This is a genomic window from Kribbella sp. NPDC051587, from assembly GCF_044453945.1.
Taxonomy (GTDB): Bacteria; Actinomycetota; Actinomycetes; order Propionibacteriales; family Kribbellaceae; genus Kribbella.
In genome coordinates this window covers 708,838-724,498 of record NZ_JBITDE010000003.1, presented here as the reverse complement: position 1 = coordinate 724,498, position 15,661 = coordinate 708,838, and the positions used below count along the sequence as shown (strand labels likewise).

The following is a 15,661-nucleotide window of genomic DNA, read 5'->3' as shown; positions in this document are numbered from 1 at the left end:
AGGGGCACCCAAAGCAGAGGAGAGCCCCGTGGGCAAGGTCGTCATGTACAGCACGGTGTCGGTGGACGGTTTCATCGCGGATGAGAACGACATGCCCGGCCCGCTGTTCGACTGGTTGACCAGCGGCGAGGTCGCGATGGACGACAGCGGCCAACTCAAGGTGTCGCAGGCCTCCTACGACTATGTCCGCCCGTACTGGGACCAGATCGGTACGACGATCGTCGGCCGCCACGTCTTCGACATGACCGACGGCTGGGACGGCAAGCCCCCAGGCGGCATCGACCACGTGGTCGTCGTGACCCACCGCCCAGCACCCGAGGGCTGGGACCCCGAAGCACCGTTCCACTTCGTCAACGGCATCGAAGCAGCCATAGCCAAAGCACAAGAGCTCGCCGGCGACCGCCTGGTCGAGGTCGCCGCCGGCGACGTCGGTGGCCAGATCCTCGCGGCCGGCCTCGTCGAGGAGGTCCGCATGGACGTCGTACCCGTCGTCTTCGGCTCCGGCAAACGCTACTTCGGCTCAGTCAACGCCCAGCACCTACTGGAAGACCCCGACGTCGTACTTCAAGCCAACCGAGTCCTCCACCTCCGCTACCAGGTCCGCAACTGACCGGCGAAGAATTGGCGTACGACGAGGCTGCCTGAAGCGGTGACGAGAGGGTTGGTGGTGGCGCGGGGGCGGGTGAGGGATTGCGGTGGGACGGTCTCGACCTGACCGCGAACAACCTCGAGCCAACGGTCGGTGGGGGCGCCGCTGCCGCCGAGGATGACGAGGTTTGGTCGCATGAGGTCGTAGACGGTGTCGGCGAGGACGGCGACTTGGGCGCTGTGGGCGGTGAGGAGGTCGACCGCGGTCGGATCGTGCTCGTCGGCGAGGCGGACGAGATCGGCGAGTGTGGGGGTAGCGAGTCCGGCGGATCGTGCTGCGGCGAGCAGGATCAGATCCGTTCCGCACTCGTCGAAGCGTGCGTCGCCGTCGCGCGTGAGCTTCGGTACGGCGATCCGTCGCAGGCTGCCGTGCACGATGTTGTCGGCGTTGAGTGGTGCCGGATGGTTGACGAATCCGATCTCGGCGACGTTGCCGACGAACAGGTACAGGACGCTGCGCAGGCCTTGCCCGGCTCCGAAGGTCAGCTCGGCATTGAGGTGTGCGCGGGCATTGCTGTCCACCAGGACGTCGAGGCCCGTGCGTCGGCGAAGTGGTTCGGCAACGCCGACGTCGTACCAGCCCAGTGCTTCGTTCCGTACGACGGTTCCGGTCGTCCGGTCCACGTCACCGCCGACGACCACACCGATGCCGAGGACTCGCCCGCGAGCTCGGGCCGCCAGACCCGCTGCTAGTTCACCTGCCCGGCGAACAGTGGTGGCGTGATCGGCCGGGTCGCGGTCCTCGGCGTACGTCTCGACACAGCGGCCGGTCAGATCGGTCAACCCGATCGTCGTGCGCTCGACACCGAGGTGGATACCGATGGCGAACCGGCCGTCTGGATCGAGCTCCACCGGTGTCCGCGGCCGGCCGATGCCGCTGGATTCCCGCGCACACTCACGAACGATGCCGTCGGCAAGTAATGGATCAAGGATCCGGCCGACACTCGCATGGTTGAGCGACAACTCCTTGGCGATGTCGGCCCGTGCCAGCGGACCACGCTGAGCCAGCAACTGCAGCACCGCGGACGTGTTCGACCGGCGGGCCTGGCGCGGCTGTGTCCCACTCAGGTTCGAAGTCACCCGGTCTCCGCCGTTCGGGTCTCGGCGAGATCCTCGAGTTCGACGCCGGTGGTGGCAAGCCATGGCGACGCCACCACGATCAGTGCGCTGACGGCGAACGCACCGGCGTACCAGGCGACGACGGCGATGCCGTGCTTCTGCAAGAGGGTCGGCACCAGGAAGACATTAAGGGCGATCGCCAGCCGGGTCACGCATTGAGCGATCCCCGAGCCGAGCCCGCGCAAGGCGGTCGGGAACGCCTCGGTGCTCCAGACCCACGACAGTACGCCGGGGCCGAGCCAGACCAGGGTCGCGTACACGGCCCAGCAGATCACCAGGCCGGCACCGGGATGGCGGCCGGTGATCGCGATACCCAGACCTGCTACGAAGACTCCGAGACAGGTCCAGACGCCCAGCCACCGGCGGTTGACCCGGTCGATGATCAGCGAGCCGACCGAGACCGCGATCAGGCCCATCACGAAGCCCAGCAAGGAAAAATGCAGCGTGTTGGACACTCCGATCCCGATGCTGCTGATGATCAACGGGCCGGCGACCGTCGCCACCGCGCCACCGAACGCCTGGAAGGCGAAGAACGCGGTGACGGCCACGAGCCGGCGCCACGCTCCCCCGGCCACGAGCGCCTTGTAGTTCCTCGGCGTTTCGAGTTCAGGCTTCGGCGGTTCGAGTCCGAGCGCGTCGTACACCTGCTGGGCTTCTTCGGTACGGCCTTGCGCCTGCAGCCAGCGTGGCGACTCGGGCAGGAACTGGCGCGCCACCAACACCGCCGTGGCGGGGATCGCGGCCAGGCCGAACAGCCAACGCCAGGTCTCGTTCCCGAAGACCGGCTTGAGAGCCAGCGCGAGCAGCACCGAAACGATGGCTCCGCTCAGCCACATCAGGTTCGGCAGGCTCCCCGCGATCCGGCCCCGCCTGGCCTTCGGCGCGATCTCGGTCAGGAAGGCATGCGACGTCGGAATGTCCATGCCGACGGCGACACCGAGCACGAACCGCGCCAGCACCAACTGCCAGACCTCGTGAACGAACGCCGCCCCGATCGACGCCACCACGAAGAACACCAGGTTCACCATGAAGATCGTCCGCCGCCCGAACCGGTCGGACAGATCACCGAAGACCAGCAGGCCCAACGCCGTACCGACAAAGGCCGACGCCGTCACCAACCCGACCTCACCGTTGCTGAGCCCGAACGCCGGCCGCAGAAACAGCACCGCCGCCCCCACCACCAGCAGGTCGTACCCGTCGATGAACTCCCCGAACGCGACCAGCCGCCCGGTCCAGTTCCGCGCAAACCGCGCCCGCCGCGGACTCGCCATCACCATCGCCATCGCTCGATCCCCCAGGACTCGACGCATTTATGTGCGACAAACACTAAAATAGTCCCAGGTCAGAGACCACCCCACTGGGTGTGTCAGGGCAATCCACGCCGTACAGACAGGCACCAACCAACACACGACAGGCGGTAAACCCCACCCGTGCACGCCTGAGGTGGCGCGAGTGATGGCGCCCGCCCCCAGCTCGGCGAGCCTGCCCCGCCGCACGCACCTGACCGCCGTGCCACCGTCGAAGGCCCTTGCGACCGCCCTACCAGTCCTACGGCGCAGACGCACGAACGCTACTGACGCATGCGCTCTCCCAATGGCAAACACCGACAACCTGAAGCTCGCGGACCTCCACAGCGCTACTTCGATCTGATAGCGCCGCGCTAGTGTCAGCTGGATCAGGTGTCGGCATACCGCTGGAGGGCGGCGGCAGCGTCGATCGCGATGTTGGGATCGCCTGCGTAGGCGAACACCACATCCTTCGTCCCATCAGCAGCGCCGGGGAGCGTCTTCGCGTACTCACGGGCTTGAACGGTCGCCACAGCCAGCGAGCCGCTTCGCTGGAAGAGGCTGACGGCCTTTCTCCCCGTGTAGACCCACCGGATGTAGGTACTCTTCGGAGGCACCGATGGCCGCCACCCCATGCCCACTAGGGCATCGTGGACGAGACGTGCGTCAGGCGATCCGGAGTAACGCTCGAAGCGGCTCAACATCGACTCCACAGCCTCCGCTTGGTCGCGCTGAATACCGTGCGTCTCCAACTCTTCCTCGAACTGTTCGACTATCTCCTCCTGCGCGGCCGAGTCGGTCGCCTTGGCAACCTCCGTGATTGCCCTCAACGCCGCTCTCGCAACCCAGACCTCTCTGTCCCCCACCTTGAGGCGCACAGGTACCAGTCCGAAGATGGCCATGGCCAGGAAGGCCGCGCCTGCCACCAGCAGGGCTCCGGTACCGACCTCGTTCTCGGTCGTGAAGACGGCCAACGCGCCGAGAGCCGTCGTTGCGACTCCGGCAATCCCCGCCAACACTCGCTCAAGGATGGACGCCGACGGCCTATGCGCAGCACTGTCGATGTCCGCAGCATCGCCTTCCCCTGAATCTGTCATTCAACGCATCATCCCGGCAAAGCCACCATTCGTCTTCATCTGAGCCCTAAGTATTTTCGCGGCAAACCCACATGCTCGAAGGCAATCGCATGCCGGCAGGCACGGGACTACGAGTCAGCCGACGCCTGGCGAAACGTCGGCGCGGTGGTGACCTACTTAGCAACGACGACGAGCAGTGGGTCGCTCACCAGAGTTAGCGGTAGCACCCAAGGGCCTGCCAGGCCGGTCGTCCCCGGGCCACTTGTCGCGTTTGGCAATGACCGCCAGGCAATGCAGGCCCCTCGGCCTTGGTCTGCGGATCTCCGCGTTGAAGCGTCAGAGGTACGGCTCCCAGTCGGCGAATGCGAGTTGAAAAGCATCTGCAGCCTCACTGGCCTTGAACCGCTCTACGATCAGGCAACCATCAGATTTCGCCGACTTCTCGCACTCCTCGGACGAGACCTTGCCGAGCGCTGAAGCGCTGGCGCGCGTAGCAACAAGTAGCTCCGCAACCTCTGCAGGCGGATGTGCCATCGTCAGTGCCTTGGCTGCGATCTGCCCCTCGAGCGGAGCTCGCTGGACAACGAGACTGCAAGCCAGCGCTTGCGCGTCAACCAATGAATCGCTCCACTTGGTCAAATCGCACAGATCCTCAAAGTCCTTGACCAGCTTCTGGTTTTTCGCGCGTAGGCCCGCAACTTTGCTTGCGGCCTGCCGAACGGACATGCTCGGGGTTGGCGAGGGGGTGGACGTGACGGTCGTCGTCGCCGCGTTCTGATCGGCCTTCCCGCCGCAGCCCACAAGAAGGGCAAGAGCGCAGAGAACGACGAATGTACTGCGGACAGGATGCGTCTTTCGTATCGGCGGCTCCTGCCTTCTTGGCCGTGACTCGTCTCGCGAATCATGCTCGGACATGTGTTCCTCCCGTGGAGGGGTGATAGATCAGATCGCCCCCCGATCTGTCGCACGCCTCACATCCGGCACGGTAGTACCGGCCACGGCCAAAAGGAATCGCGGGTCAGCACCGACCGTGAAAGATCGCGCCTCCGAGTCGCGACTCCCAGCCGCCGATCCGTTGGCCACAGACTTGGCGGGCGTCTGTCAGATTCATCCCGCCATCCGCTCCGGCGCATGGCGTATGAATAGCGCGCAAAACTCCTCCTTTGACACATGGGTCAACTGCCCGCGGCGGGCCACCACGAGCCGGCCCGGGCGGGCAGTGCCTGCTGCACCATCCGCGGGCCGCACGGGTGGGCTATCAACCGCACCATGGGTTAGCGGCGGCGGCGCCGGGGCCGGTGATGGCGTAGGTGATGCCGGGGTTGTAGACGTTGAAGAACGTGGTGCGGCCGCTGGCGGAGTAGCCGACGCCGGTGAGTTCGCCGTACTCGGGGGTGGTGGGGGCGTCGAACTCGGGGTTTGTCGGAGCCGGGCTTGGAGCCTTTGAAGATGACTTCGAGGCGAAGAGTCTGTTTGCGGGGGTCGTAGCGCCAGACCTGGCCGTTGTGGTCGCTCTTGGGGCCGAGTTCGGTGCGGGCAAGGAGGAGGCGAAAACACTAGTCCCAGGCCAGGCGCCACTCACTGGGCGCGCCAGGGCAATTCACGCCGTACAGACAGGCACGGCGCGACTTGTCACTGGACGGCTCTCCGCTCGCGACGGAGAGCCGTCTCCAACTGTCTGTCGCTCTACCAGACGACGTCGTCGAGCGCGGGCCACGGTGGACCGTCTCGCAGGGCGCGAAGGAACGCCACGCCCGATTCCCTGCCGCTTGGGTGCTGGTCGCCGAGACTCCAGCGATGCGTTGCGACGATCGCGAGTACGACGCCTCTGCACTCGTCGACGACGTCTTGATCAGCGTTGGGATAGTGCCGGCTGACCTCGGTGGGCACCCACGCCAGGTCGTACTCGACGGGCCCGCGGGCCGTGTTCTCGAAGTCGATGAAGAGCGGCCCGTCCTTCGTGGTCAGGATGTTCATCGGGTGCGGCTCGCCGTGCAGCACTTGTACGGCGCCGCGCCGGCTGACGATTGATCGCCCCAGCTCGTGCAGCGTATTAGCGAGCAGCGCTCGATCCGTGTCCGCGAGATCGGGCGTGACGTCACGGTTGGCAACGTCTCGTTGAGTAGCAGCCACTCGATCCATGAAGTGTGGCGTCGCGACCTCGATCCGCCGCAGGCCGGCATGTAGACCTGCGAGCGCCTGCGCGTACTCGGCGGGGGGAAGCACTCGAGACTGCGCAGGTTCGAGGTGGGCCCACAGGGTGATCTTGAAGCCGTCGCGCACGAAGACGCGTGGTTCGACCCGAGGCTCGAGCGGGGCGACCGGGCTGTCCGTCTGCGCTAGCTGTTTGACGAGTTCGACTTCCTGCTCTGCGCTGGCGAAATGCGTCAGAGGCGTGACTCGGGCGACGGTATCGCAAGGCATCAGGCGGATGACGAGCCGGTTCGAGTCGCTGAGAACGATCGCGTCGTCGACGGGTAAGTCGAGGTCTGAGGCGATCAACTTGACCGCAGCGATCGCACGCCGTACATCAGTTGCTTTCATCGCGACGTCTCCTCCCGTCGAGGAATTCCCTGATCGCCGCTTTGGACTTGAGCACATGCAGAGTCGCGTGTTGCCCGTGACGGGCGATGATCTCTTGCTCGCGTTCGAGTTCCGTACGCCGGTTCCGCCAGATGAGCGGGATGAGGCGCCACTCATCGCGCAACCGTTGCCAGGCTGTGTACTCACATCCGTCAGGCAGCTTGTCCGGCATTCGGCAGCCGCGCAGCAAGGCTCGCCCCGCACACCGCCACCACGGCGTGGCCAGAACCACCACCGTGTCGGCGCGTTCGAGCCGGAGATCGAGCGTCTCCGTGTAGTTGCCGTCGGCAACCCACGCGTCGCCGGCCAGCAGGACATGTTGTTTCTCACGCCACTCGGCCTCCGACGGTTCGGTCCAGCCCGCCTTCCAGAAGTGCAGGTCCAGGTGAATGAGCGGCAGGCCGTATTTGACCGCAAGTGCCCGGGAGAACGTGGACTTCCCGGATCCAGCCATCCCGGTGACGACGACGCGGCGTTGAGTTTCGTTGGGGTACATGACACCTTCTTGGAGTCGCAGCGGTGCCAGGTCCGACCACCTGAAGGCTGTCTGCGCCTAGGTATCGAAGCCGGCAAATAACCTTCTGCGACACGGCAGGATCGCAGTGCTGCACACCTCCGCAGCACGCGACGACACGTCCGTACCTACCGTGTCAGCGCGTGCCCCGCCGGCCGGGCAGGTGACGATGCACCCGACCCCAGACGCCATCTGCCATCAGCAGCCTCTCCACTGAATCCAAGGAACGAGCCCGCACCCGCGAGCCGTCCGTCCCGACGATCCTAACCGCTCGCGGCAACTGCAGCCGGCCCTGTCTATGGACAACCTCAGCGGGATGCCCGGCTCGGACCATCAGACGCTGTCGTCGCCGACTCGTCGCCGAGGGCGTGGTGCCGTCGCCGGCGCGATGGTGATCAGGTAGTCCTCGGTCGGTTCTTCGACGACCGAGTCATAGTGGGTCACGCGCCCTCGAGCAAATGCCTGGATGACGTGCGGCCCCGGTACGACAGGGCTGTAGACCTTGACCACCGGGCCTTCGGGGACAAGCGGCACCAGGTACAGATCCTTCGTGACCCGTAATGTCACTTCCTCGGCGATCTCCCAGTCGGCCGCAGCGACGGCGAGGTCCGGGAGGTCGCCCGCGCCAACAGTGACCGTAACGTTCACCGGACCCCTGGCGCAGCCACAGCAGATGATGGCAGCCGGTCCCGTCGGGCTGAAAACCAACAGCCGACTCGTCGTCCGCGGATCCATGATGGGCGTCTGGCCGAGCGGAGTCAGGAAGAACTGGTGATAGACCACCATCACCTGATGGCTTGATGGCATATCTGTCACGCAACCGACGCTATCTCAAACGCGAGCATCCGCTCACCCTTGAGAAGGGCATCCCCGATGCCTTGGATTGCCAGCCCCTTGCGGCCGCCGCGTTGCACGCCTTGGGCAACCACCTGCCGGGCCCGGGTGGGCAAGGCCACCCGCGCCACAGCGGGCCGGCACGGGTGGGCTTGACCTCCTCAGCCAGAGTTAGCGGCGGCGGCGCCAGGGGCCGGTGATGGCGTAGGTGATGCCGGGGTTGTAGACGTTGAAGAACATGGTGCGGCCGTCGGCGGAGAAGCCGACACCCGTTAGTTCGCCGTACTCGGGGGCGGTGGGGGTGCCGATGTTGACGGTGTTTTTCGCGAACTTGAAGACTTGGCCGTCTTCCGTGGTGCCGAGGATGTGCTGGTCGCCGATGCCGTCCTCGCACATCATCAGGCCGCCGTACGGCGACATGGTGATGTTGTCGGGGGCGTCGAACTCGGGGTTGTCGGAGCCGGGCTTGGAGCGTTTGAAGATGACTTCGAGGCGGAGGGTGTGTTTGCGGGGGTCGTAGCGCCAGACCTGGCCGTCGTGGTCGATCTTGGGGCCGAGTTCGGTGCGGGCGAAGGAGGAGACGAAGTACACGCAGCGGTCGCGGGTGCCCCACCAGCAGCCTTCGAGCTTGTAGCCGCCGGTGATCGGCTTGGCGTAGTCCTGGGCTCGTACGGATTCGGTCTTGGCGAGCGGGTCGGGGACCTTGACCCATTGGACGCCATGGAAGATCGTGCCGGCTTCCTGGACGGTCGACATGTCGAGCAGGCCGGGGATGTGCATCGCTTGCAACTCGCCGCCGTGGCGGAGCGAGCCCCAGCCGCCGCGGGGGCGGTTCGGGAGGAAGCGGTAGAAGCCGCCGAGGGGTGCGACGAAGGCGTCTTCGGTTTCGTAGACGATGCCGGTCGAGGGGTCGATCGCGACGGCCTCGTGCTGGAAGCGCCCCATCTCCTTCAGCGGGAACGGGTGGTTGTTGCGGCGGTCGTCGTACGGGTCGACCTCGAAGATGAAGCCGTGGTCCTTGGTGTAGCCGCTGTCGCCGGCCTTGAGTTCGGTCTCCTCGCAGGTCAGCCAGGTGCGCCACGGGGTGATGCCGCCGGAGCAGTTGATCGCCGTACCGCCGAGGCTGACGTACTCCTTGGTGGCACGCAGGTGCCGGTTGACGATCAGCGTGCTGGTGCCGCCGGCGCCGCCCGGGTCGTAGGTGCGCTCGGGCGGTGCGACGACCTTGATCTTCGAGGTGGGGCTGCACTCGTGGTTGCGGACCAGCCGGGCGCCGCCGTCGCGATCGGGGAAGGTACCCATCCCGTCGAAGCGGCTCGGGGTCTTCAGGCCGTCGGGACGGACGGTCCCTTCGCGCGACAGGACGTCGTACCGGAATCCTCGGGGCAGGTCGAGCATTCCGGCGGGGTCCGGGATGAGCGGGCCGTAGCCGATCTTCGGGCCGGACGTGCCGAGCGCCGGCTGCGCGGTGTAGAGCGCCTCCACCGAGCCGGCCACCGTGACGGCGGCTCCGGCTCCGGCTGCGGCAGCGGTACCGACGAACTGACGTCTGGACAACTGAGACATGCGGGCGGCCTCCGAAGCTCGAGAACAAGCAGTGGTCGCCAGTGAACGTACGGTAAACGGATGGCAAACGACAAGTGAACGAGTGTTCCCGATTTACTGAGGGAAGCCTTACAGCGAGCGCACCCAGTTCTCCAGGACGGTCGCGCCCGCGTCGCCCGATTTCTCCGGGTGGAACTGCGTGGCGGCCAGCGGTCCGTTCTCGACGGCGGCGACGAAACGATCTTCGCCGTACGTCGTCCAGGTCACGAGCGGCGCGACCGACTCGCGGGCGTCGTTGAGCTCCCACGTGCGGACGCCGTACGAGTGGACAAAGTAGAAGCGCTCCTTGTCGACGCCGTCGAACAACGACGTGCCGGCCGGTACGTCGATGGTGTTCCAGCCCATGTGTGGCACCGGCTGAGCGTCTGAGGGCTGAAGGCGCTCGACGACGCCGGGCCACTGCTCACAGCCGTCGGTCTCGACGCCGTGCTCGATACCGCGCGCGAAGAGGATCTGCATGCCGACACAGATGCCGAGGACCGGACGGCTGCCGGTCAGGCGGCGGTCGACGATGACGTCGCCGCGGACCGACTTGAGGCCGGCCATGCAGGCGGCGAAGGCGCCGACGCCGGGGACCAGGAGGCCGTCGGCGTTCAGCGCTTCGTCGAAGTCGGAGGTGACGGTGACATCGGCGCCGACGCGTTGCAGGGCTCGCTCTCCGGACCGGATGTTGCCCGACCCGTAGTCGAAGAGCACAACCTTCTTGGTCACAGGGCGCCCTTGGTCGACGGGATGCCCGGCTGCCGCGGGTCGAGCTCGGCGGCCGCGCGCAGTGCACGGGCGAACGCCTTGAACTGGGCCTCGACGATGTGGTGCGGGTCGCGACCGGACAGCACGCGGATGTGGATGCAGATCGCGGCGTTGAAGGCGAGCGTCTCGAAGACGTGCTGGGTCAGCGAACCGGCGTAGTCGCCGCCGATGATCGCGTAGACCTGACCGTCGGGCTCGCCGGTGTGGACGCAGTACGGGCGGCCGGACAGGTCGACGGTGCAGTGCACGAGCGCCTCGTCGAGCGGGACGGTCGCGTCGCCGAAGCGCCGGATGCCACGCTTGTCCCCCAACGCCTCCTTCAAGGCTTGGCCGATGCCGATCGCGGTGTCCTCGACGGTGTGGTGCGCGTCGATCTCGAGGTCGCCGACGGTGTTCACGTGCAGGTCGAGCAGCGCGTGCTTGGCCAGCGCGTTGAGCATGTGGTCGTAGAACCCGACACCGGTCGAGATGTCGGCCCGGCCCGTGCCATCGAGGTTCAGGTCGACCAGGACCTTCGACTCGCTCGTCTCGCGATCAACTCGCCCCGTGCGGCTCATGACAACCTTCCCGTGTCTGCTTTGAGGATGCGTTCCAGCGAAGCACGGAACGCGGCCATCTCCTCGCTGGTACCGATCGAGACCCGCAGCCAGCCGTCCGGGCCGGTCTCGCGGATCAGGATGCCGTCGTCGAGCAGCGCCTGCCAGACCGCGTGCCGGTCGGCGAAGGTACCGAAGAGGACGAAGTTCGCGTCCGAGTCGACCGCGCGCAGACCTTGGGCGCGCAGCCAGTTGACGGTCTCGTCCCGCTCGGTCCGCAACTGCTCGACCCGGCCGAGCAGCTCGTCGGAGTGCCGCAGCGCGGCCCGGGCGACCGCCTGGGTCACCGCGGACAGGTGGTACGGCAGCCGCACGATCCGCAGCGCGTCGACCAATTGGTTGCTCGCGGCAAGGTATCCGACCCGGCCGCCGGCCAGCGCGAACGCCTTCGACATCGTCCGGGCGACCGCGAGATTCGGGTACGCCGGCAGCAGCGAGAGCGCGCTCGGAGTCCCGGTACGACGGAATTCGCCGTACGCCTCGTCGACGACGAGCACCGCGCCGATCGCCGCCGTCCGGGCCGCGATCGCCTCGACGACCTGGATCGGCAACGCCGTACCGGTCGGGTTGTTCGGTGAGGCGAGCAGCACCACCGAGGGGCGGTGCCGGGAGATCGCGGCGAGCGCCTTGCTCTGGTCGAGCGTGAAATCCTCGGACCGGCGGCCGGTCACCCAGCCGGTGTTGGTGTCGCGCGCGTACTCCGGGTACATCGAGTACGTCGGGGCGAACGACAGCGCCGTCCGGCCCGGACCACCGAAGGCCTGCAGGATGTGCAGCATCACCTCGTTCGAACCGTTCGCCGCCCAGATCTGCTCGGCGGTCAGGTGCGCGCCGGACTCCCGGCCGAGGTAGGCCGCGAGGTCGGCCCGCAGGTTCAGGAACTCGCGGTCCGGGTAGCGGTTGAGACCACGAGCCGCCGCCGTCACGGACGCCGCGATGTCCGCGACCGTCTCCTCACTCGGCGGGTACGGGTTCTCGTTGACGTTCAGCAGGATCGGTACGTCGAGCTGCGGAGCGCCGTACGGCTCGAAGCTTTTCAGCTCGTCCCGGATCGGTAATCCGTCAAAGCTGCTCATGAATCTGCTCCGGGGAAGCGGACGGAGACGGCTGCGCCGTGGGCGGGCAGGTCTTCGGCGTTGGCGAGGGCAACTACATGGCCGGCGACCTCTTCGAGGGCGTCGCGCGAGTAGTTGATGACGTGCACGGCCTTCAGGAAGCTGCGCACGGACAGACCCGACGAGTGGCAGGCGCACCCGGCGGTCGGGAGCACGTGGTTCGACCCGGCGCAGTAGTCGCCGAGCGAGACCGGCGACCAGCCGCCGACGAAGATCGCGCCCGCGTTGGTGATCCGGGCCGCGCGCTCCTCGGCGTCGACGGTCTGAATCTCCAGGTGCTCGGCCGCATACGCGTCCACCACCGCAGTGCCCTGGTCAAGATCATCGACCAGTACGACGGCCGACTGCTGACCGTCGAGTGCCTCGTTCACGCGGTCGCTGTGCTTGGTCCGGGCGACCTGGATCGGCAGCTCGGCCTCGACCGCCGCCGCGAGCGTCTCACTCGGGGTCACCAGGACTGAAGCGGCCATCGGGTCGTGCTCGGCCTGGCTGATCAGATCGGCGGCGACGTGCTGCGCGTTGGCGGAGTCGTCGGCCAGGATCGCGATCTCGGTCGGCCCGGCCTCGGAGTCGATACCGACCTCGCTCTGCAGGAATCGCTTCGCGGCAACGACGTAGATGTTGCCGGGACCCGTGATCAGGTTCACCTTGCGGCAGCCCTCGAAGCCGTACGCGAACCCGGCGATCGCCTGCGCACCGCCCATCGCATAGACCTCGGTGATCCCGAGCATCGCGCAGACCGCCAGCACCGTCGGGTGCGGCAGACCACCGAACTCCTTCTGCGGAGGCGATGCGACCGCAAGCGAAGGTACGCCGGCAACCTGAGCCGGTACGACGTTCATCACGACCGATGACGCGAGTGGCGCGCGGCCGCCCGGGACATACAGGCCGACGCGCTGAACCGGCACGAAGCGCTGCGTGACGCGACCACCCGGCGCCGGCTCGGAGGCGATGTCGGCGGTCTTCTCGTCCTCGCTCACCTCGCGAACCCGGCGGATCGACTCCTCGAACGCCGCCCGCACGGTCGGGTCGAGCTCCTCGAGCGCGGTCTTGAGCGCCGCCTCCGGCACCCGGACGTCGTCCACCCGCACATGGTCGAACTTCTCGCCGTACTCCCGGATGGCGGTCAGTCCGCGATGGCGGACGTCCAGACACAGGGGTCGGACGACGTCGAGAGCCTTCTCGACGTCGAACACGGCTCGGGGGACGAGGGCGTTCACTTCGGCTTGGAGGTCGGACACCTCACCGGCCGCCACTCGGCCCCGCAGGTCGACGCGGCGAATCATGCGCTCAGTCTAGTGCTGACCCGCCCGGCCTCCGACCGCCCATCCAACCACCGAGCTCGCCACCGGGCCGTACGCACCGTCACGCCACGTAGTGAGATGCGTTGTCCACTAGTCTCATTGGTATGGACTCCCGCCTGCCGTTGCTCACTGTCGACACGGTGATCTTTCCCGGGCTGGTGCTTCCGATCCCGGTGACCGATGTCCAGGGGCGGGCGGTGATCCGCGACCTGGTCGAGAACGGCGGCGAGATGGCGTGCGGCGCGCTCGCCGTCCGCGACGGGTACGAGCTCGGCGAACGGGTGTTCCGCTCGCTGTACGGCACCGGCTGCTCGGCCACGATCTCCGAGATCCGCCTCGACGCGGACGACGACGGCCCGGTCGAGATCACGCTCACCGGCAACCGGCGGTTCAAGGTCGCCGAGCTGGACGGCGGCGGTGACTACCTGGTCGCCGACGTCGAATGGCTCGACGAGGAGCTCGGCGAGGACCCGCTCGGCGCCGCGACCATCGCGGTCGCCCGCTTCCGCCGGTACGCCGAAGCCGTCTCCGCCATCAGCCGCCCCGGCCTCCACCTGGGCGACCTCCCGGACGACCCCAGCACCCTGTCCTACCTGATGTCCGCCGCCATGACCCTCCTGACGCCGGACCGCCAGAAGCTCCTCGAAGCCACCGACACCACCAGCCGTCTCACCCAACTCGTCGGCCACCTGGACGCCGAGCTGGCCGCCATAGCTGCCCTCCCCTCCCTCCCGGCCACCGACCTCAGCTGGTCCAGCATGTCCCCCAACTGAGCCGGACCGTCCGCGGCGCTACCGGAGTGAATCCCGCAGCGGTATGGTTTTGGTATGAGTAAGCAGATCACGGTCCGGTTGCCGGATGAGCTGGTGGACTTCATGGACCAGTTGGTGGCGACGGACAAGGCGACGAGCCGGGCCTCGGTGGTGGCCCGGGCGATGGAGCGTGAACGGCGGCGGGAGCTGGCGGCGCGCGATCTGGCGATTCTGGCCGAGTACGGCGAGGATCCCGAGCTCGAGGGATTGGCGTCGGCCGTGTCCGGGACCGCGTTGAACGACCTCGACTGAGATGCGGCCGCTGCACATCGCGCGGCTGGACAAGCCGCGGCCGGTGGTCGTGCTCACGCGCGAACTGATCCGCCCGCGCCTGACCAATGTCACCGTCGCGCCGATCACCAGCACGATCCGAGGGCTGTCCACCGAGGTGCTGGTCGGCCCGCAGAACGGGCTCGACCATCCGAGCGCGATCTCCTGCGACAACATCCAGACCATCCCGAAGTCCCAGCTCGGCCGCCTGATCGGCTACCTGCACCCCGACCAGGAGCCGGCCCTCGCCGAAGCGATCAGCCTCGCCTACGACCTGGAGATCTAGGCCTTGACCGCGAGTGGCCGCCAGGCGTCCCAGGTCTCGAGGCGCTGCCGGTAGGCGGCCTCGACCACCGGGTACGGGTACTCCCCCAGGAACAGCCGCAGCGGCGGCTCCTCGGTGTCGACCAGTTCGAGGATGACCGCAGCGGTCGCCTCAGGATCCTGAGGCGACCGCTGCGTCGCACCCGCTCGCCGCGCTGACCGAATTGGCTCGTACGCCGGAATCGGTGCAGCGTGGTCAGCCGAGGCACCCGACCAGTCGGTCCCATAAGGCCCGGGCTCGACGATCGTGACGTGGATGCCGAGCGGCCCGACCTCCTGAGCCAGCGCCTCACTCAAACCCTCGAGCCCCCACTTGGACGCGTTGTACAGCCCAAGCGTCGGGAACGCCGCGAGCCCTCCGAGGCTGGACACCTGCAGGATGTGCCCGCTCCCCTGGGCCCGCAGGAACGGCAACACAGCCTGCGTCACCCACAACGGCCCGAGCAGGTTGACCTCGAGCTGAGCACGGGCCTGCTCCTCGCTGACCTCCTCGACCATCCCGAACAGGCCGTACCCCGCGTTGTTCACGACCACATCCAGCCGGCCAAAAGCCGCAACAGCCTCCTGTACGGCGGCTGCCACGCCACCCCGATCGGTGACGTCCAGGCGGATCGGCAGCACGCGGTCGCCGTACTGGTCGACGAGTGGTTTCAAGGACTCGACGGTGCGAGCCGTGGCGGCGACGCGGTCGCCGCGGGACAGGGCGGCGCTCGCCCAGATCCGGCCGAAGCCGCGGGACGCGCCGGTGATGAACCAGGTCTTTGTCATGTCTCGACCCTCTGACTTTGGCCGCGAGGCAACCAGCACCCCGCCAGGGTTACCCTT

General features: G+C 67.2%; 17 protein-coding genes. 4 read left to right on the top strand and 13 right to left on the bottom strand.

Going from position 1 to position 15,661, the window contains the following annotated elements; translation table 11 throughout:
* Positions 1-28: 28 nt before the first annotated feature.
* Positions 29-610 carry a dihydrofolate reductase family protein gene (locus tag ACIA49_RS15495; protein WP_396377806.1) on the top strand — a complete coding sequence of 194 codons (582 nt, stop codon included), beginning with the start codon at positions 29-31 and terminating at the stop codon, positions 608-610.
* Here the strand turns inward: ACIA49_RS15495 and ACIA49_RS15490 are convergent.
* From ACIA49_RS15490 to hisD, 12 genes are all read right to left on the bottom strand, one after another.
* On the bottom strand, positions 592-1,728 hold the full coding sequence (locus ACIA49_RS15490; RefSeq protein ID WP_396377805.1) for an ROK family protein: 1,137 nt from the start codon (positions 1,726-1,728) through the stop codon (positions 592-594). The genes ACIA49_RS15495 and ACIA49_RS15490 overlap by 19 nt on opposite strands.
* Positions 1,725-3,077: an MFS transporter gene (locus ACIA49_RS15485; protein ID WP_396377804.1), complete on the bottom strand. Its 1,353-nt coding sequence runs from the start codon at positions 3,075-3,077 to the stop codon at positions 1,725-1,727. The genes ACIA49_RS15490 and ACIA49_RS15485 overlap by 4 nt, the downstream gene beginning before the upstream one ends.
* Before the next feature lie 365 nt (positions 3,078-3,442).
* Positions 3,443-4,150 (bottom strand): hypothetical protein, encoded by a 708-nt coding sequence (locus ACIA49_RS15480; RefSeq protein ID WP_396377803.1) that lies wholly within the window; start codon positions 4,148-4,150, stop codon positions 3,443-3,445.
* A gap of 315 nt (positions 4,151-4,465) precedes the next feature.
* Positions 4,466-5,044 carry a hypothetical protein gene (locus ACIA49_RS15475; RefSeq protein ID WP_396377802.1) on the bottom strand — a complete coding sequence of 193 codons (579 nt, stop codon included), beginning with the start codon at positions 5,042-5,044 and terminating at the stop codon, positions 4,466-4,468.
* A gap of 771 nt (positions 5,045-5,815) precedes the next feature.
* Positions 5,816-6,673: a phosphotransferase gene (locus tag ACIA49_RS15470; protein ID WP_396377801.1), complete on the bottom strand. Its 858-nt coding sequence runs from the start codon at positions 6,671-6,673 to the stop codon at positions 5,816-5,818.
* Positions 6,660-7,208 carry a hypothetical protein gene (locus ACIA49_RS15465; protein WP_396377800.1) on the bottom strand — a complete coding sequence of 183 codons (549 nt, stop codon included), beginning with the start codon at positions 7,206-7,208 and terminating at the stop codon, positions 6,660-6,662. The genes ACIA49_RS15470 and ACIA49_RS15465 overlap by 14 nt, the downstream gene beginning before the upstream one ends.
* A gap of 351 nt (positions 7,209-7,559) precedes the next feature.
* Positions 7,560-8,033 (bottom strand): hypothetical protein, encoded by a 474-nt coding sequence (locus ACIA49_RS15460; RefSeq protein WP_396377799.1) that lies wholly within the window; start codon positions 8,031-8,033, stop codon positions 7,560-7,562.
* 198 nt (positions 8,034-8,231) lie between these two features.
* Complete coding sequence (locus ACIA49_RS15455) at positions 8,232-9,626, bottom strand: alkaline phosphatase PhoX (RefSeq protein WP_396377798.1); 1,395 nt, start codon at positions 9,624-9,626, stop codon at positions 8,232-8,234.
* 108 nt (positions 9,627-9,734) lie between these two features.
* Positions 9,735-10,376 (bottom strand): imidazole glycerol phosphate synthase subunit HisH, encoded by a 642-nt coding sequence (hisH, locus tag ACIA49_RS15450; protein WP_396377797.1) that lies wholly within the window; start codon positions 10,374-10,376, stop codon positions 9,735-9,737.
* On the bottom strand, positions 10,373-10,972 hold the full coding sequence (hisB, locus tag ACIA49_RS15445; RefSeq protein ID WP_396377796.1) for an imidazoleglycerol-phosphate dehydratase HisB: 600 nt from the start codon (positions 10,970-10,972) through the stop codon (positions 10,373-10,375). Before hisB ends, hisH begins: the two co-directional genes overlap by 4 nt.
* Entirely contained in the window at positions 10,969-12,087 is a 1,119-nt protein-coding gene (locus ACIA49_RS15440) for a histidinol-phosphate transaminase (RefSeq protein ID WP_396377795.1), read from the bottom strand. Before ACIA49_RS15440 ends, hisB begins: the two co-directional genes overlap by 4 nt.
* Complete coding sequence (gene hisD, locus ACIA49_RS15435) at positions 12,084-13,412, bottom strand: histidinol dehydrogenase (protein WP_396377794.1); 1,329 nt, start codon at positions 13,410-13,412, stop codon at positions 12,084-12,086. Before hisD ends, ACIA49_RS15440 begins: the two co-directional genes overlap by 4 nt.
* Positions 13,413-13,534: 122 nt before the next feature.
* On the opposite strand from hisD, the gene ACIA49_RS15430 reads away from it, so the two are divergent.
* From ACIA49_RS15430 to ACIA49_RS15420, 3 genes are read left to right on the top strand one after another with little or no spacing between them, the layout of a single operon-like run.
* Positions 13,535-14,203, top strand: coding sequence for an LON peptidase substrate-binding domain-containing protein (locus tag ACIA49_RS15430; protein ID WP_396377793.1), 669 nt, complete (start codon positions 13,535-13,537; stop codon positions 14,201-14,203).
* Between the two features lie 54 nt (positions 14,204-14,257).
* Positions 14,258-14,494, top strand: a complete 237-nt coding sequence (locus ACIA49_RS15425; protein ID WP_396377792.1) for a ribbon-helix-helix domain-containing protein — start codon at positions 14,258-14,260, stop codon at positions 14,492-14,494.
* 1 nt (position 14,495) lies between these two features.
* Complete coding sequence (locus ACIA49_RS15420) at positions 14,496-14,798, top strand: type II toxin-antitoxin system PemK/MazF family toxin (RefSeq protein ID WP_391542023.1); 303 nt, start codon at positions 14,496-14,498, stop codon at positions 14,796-14,798.
* Here the strand turns inward: ACIA49_RS15420 and ACIA49_RS15415 are convergent.
* Complete coding sequence (locus tag ACIA49_RS15415) at positions 14,795-15,604, bottom strand: SDR family oxidoreductase (protein ID WP_396377791.1); 810 nt, start codon at positions 15,602-15,604, stop codon at positions 14,795-14,797. The genes ACIA49_RS15420 and ACIA49_RS15415 overlap by 4 nt on opposite strands.
* Between the last annotated feature and the right edge of the window lie 57 nt (positions 15,605-15,661).